The sequence below is a fragment of the Arthrobacter sp. H20 genome (assembly GCF_000520515.1).
Lineage (GTDB): Bacteria > Actinomycetota > Actinomycetes > Actinomycetales > Micrococcaceae > Arthrobacter_D.
Map to the genome: position 1 here is coordinate 1 of NZ_AZRY01000239.1, position 2,367 is coordinate 2,367.

The window sequence follows — 2,367 nt, forward strand, 5'->3', positions numbered from 1 at the left end:
AAAGCCGATCGGCCTGCGGACACTGGGTACTGCAGTTCGGCTTGTAGGAATAGGGTCGTGCCGGATCCCGTCCATGGACCGCGTGAGTCCGCACTACCGACCATCCCCGCGCGTGGGAGCCCGCCATGCTGCGATCCTGGAAATAGTGTCCGCAGGCCGCGGAGCCGCCGAATAGACCTGCAGCTCGAGATAGTCGGGCGATCCAATACCGAGGATGGAAGGTCGTCCTCCCGAAGGCGGACTACGCGGTAGCCCGCGGCCAAGAGGTCCAGGCTCTTGCGCCGGTCCACCTCCACTTTGGCTTCCGGGCTGTGCCAGTACGCGCCGTCATACTCGACGGCGATGGTGTGCCCGTCGTGCTCGACCAGAATGTCTACCGACCAGCGCTTTCGTGTCTCGAAGGCGTCGCTGCGGACGAATGCTCCGGACTTCACGATGGCGAACACCTCCTTGGCTGCATCGAGGTGCTGCAGTTCGACGCGAGACTTGCCGGCCTGCTTGCACTCCGGACAGTCGGAACCACCGGACCGAGATGTCAGGGAGGCCTCCCACCGGTGTGCGGAGTCGACTGAGCAGATCCAGCGGGGCAGGAAGCTCGTCTGCCCGTGTGGCCTGACGTGCCAGGGCGTTGTGGGGTTCTCCAGATCCCATTCGGCGGCCAGGCCCGGGTCCACGTAGCCGAGTGAATCGAGGATCGTTCGGCACTGCGGGCAGCGCTGGCGCTGGTACTTGTTCCGGTTGCGTACGGGTTCCGCCCATTCGTGGCCGCAGCAATCAGTGAGCCAATGCGCCGTTCTCTTCGAGTCAGGGCCGAGCTTTTCCGGCGTCCACCTGCCGTTCAACGTCGGGTGCCATTGGCCGGCAACCTCCGGCTGCGCTTCGGCAAGGGTCGCGCGCTGGGTCTCTGGCTGCTCAGTCCTGCGGCAAAACTGGCACCCCGATTGAAAGTACGCCGTCGGTGTCACCTTCGGCTTGTGGCCATTCTGGCATTGGAACTTCCGCGTCCGATGACTAAGGACCATGACGGTTCCCGGATCGGCCTCGTCGTTCCAAGCTGCCAGTAGCTCCGGAACATCGGAGACCGGCGTGACCTTGAGCCGATCCCGCTCGGCGCCCCAGTCCTCGCTGTCTCGGCTCGTGCACTCAGGGCACCTGGGCAGGGCAACCATCGAGGCGACCGAAGAGGTGAACGAGTGGGTGCAGGTCGGGCATTTCCAGTGCCCCTGCGTTTTGGCTTGCTCTGCCACGGTGGCCAGGACTGACGGCTCGTTGAGGTTGTGGTCCCACCAGCCCAATGCTTCTCTACCGGATTCGACGAACAGCTTCTTCTCGCCGCGGGTCCTGCCCACCAGAGAGGACCGTGGCTTGCTGTTACGGGTGCAGACACAGCCCCACCCGACGTCCCCCATGCGTTCCGCCGACTGGACACCGCAGAGCTTGCAGCGCGTGATGACAGGCCAACCACCGCTCGGCAGATCGAAAAGCTCCTCAACTGGTTCAAATTCATGTGCCTCGAGGTGCGCGGCCACCTGTTCCATACTCACGGGATGCACCGTGCCGGAAAGCCGGTCGCTCATGACGGTCCATTGGATCCAGTAGCACCGACGGCAGGAGGGCTCGCTGCGCGTCTGCAACTCGAGCAGGTAATCGAGCTTGTAGTCACACTCCGCCTGACAGAGACGGCAGCGCGTCCGCCAACGCTTGTCCTTCCCGGGAAAGGCAGTCACCGGGTTCATGTTCAGCTCACCCAGCATCGCTACTAGACACGGCTCACACCAAGCCGGCTTCGTCCTCGTCGTGAAGGCTGCCTGGTTGGAGCAACCGTCAGAGGTGCACTGCTGAGCGACCAATGAGCTCCCCCTGTTCCGCTGAAACCTGCCAATGACAGGGCATTTTCTGGGGCCGTTACGGCTACCGAAGGCGAGCCGCGAATGTTGTCCGAAGGCACAGGATAGTGCGCTCAATGTACCCAAGGGCCGGAGATATCCCGAGCAAATCGTTGGTGGAGGCTTGAAAATTTTCAGGTGTTGATCTCGAAGATGATCTCTAAACCGTCTTCCTCATCCTACTGTTCACCGACTATTTCGAACCCGTAGTCCTCTACAAGAGTGCGAGATGCCACATTCTCGGGGCTGATGGTAGCCGGAACGGTTTGGACCTCGGGTTCGGTGTGGGCAATAGCAAGCGATGCCTCAAGAGCCAGCCGCGCATACCCGGGACTGCTGAGGGTTTGCCTGACACTTTTCAGTGTAACGCCGATAACGTCCCAATATGTCAGCTTGACCAGATGTGCCGTGGAACAGCAGTTCACTCACAGGTGGACGGCTTTGAGCTCACTCCTTGGGGCTCCACCCGCCCACAGGTGGA

The 2,367-nt window shown here is 61.9% G+C and carries 1 protein-coding gene; it reads right to left on the reverse strand.

All coding sequences use genetic code 11. The features are described 5' to 3' along the window. On the reverse strand, positions 1-1,577 hold a 1,577-nt coding region (locus tag Y703_RS21875), incomplete at its 3' end, for a zinc-ribbon domain-containing protein (RefSeq protein WP_216698853.1). Positions 1,578-2,367 lie beyond the last annotated feature (790 nt).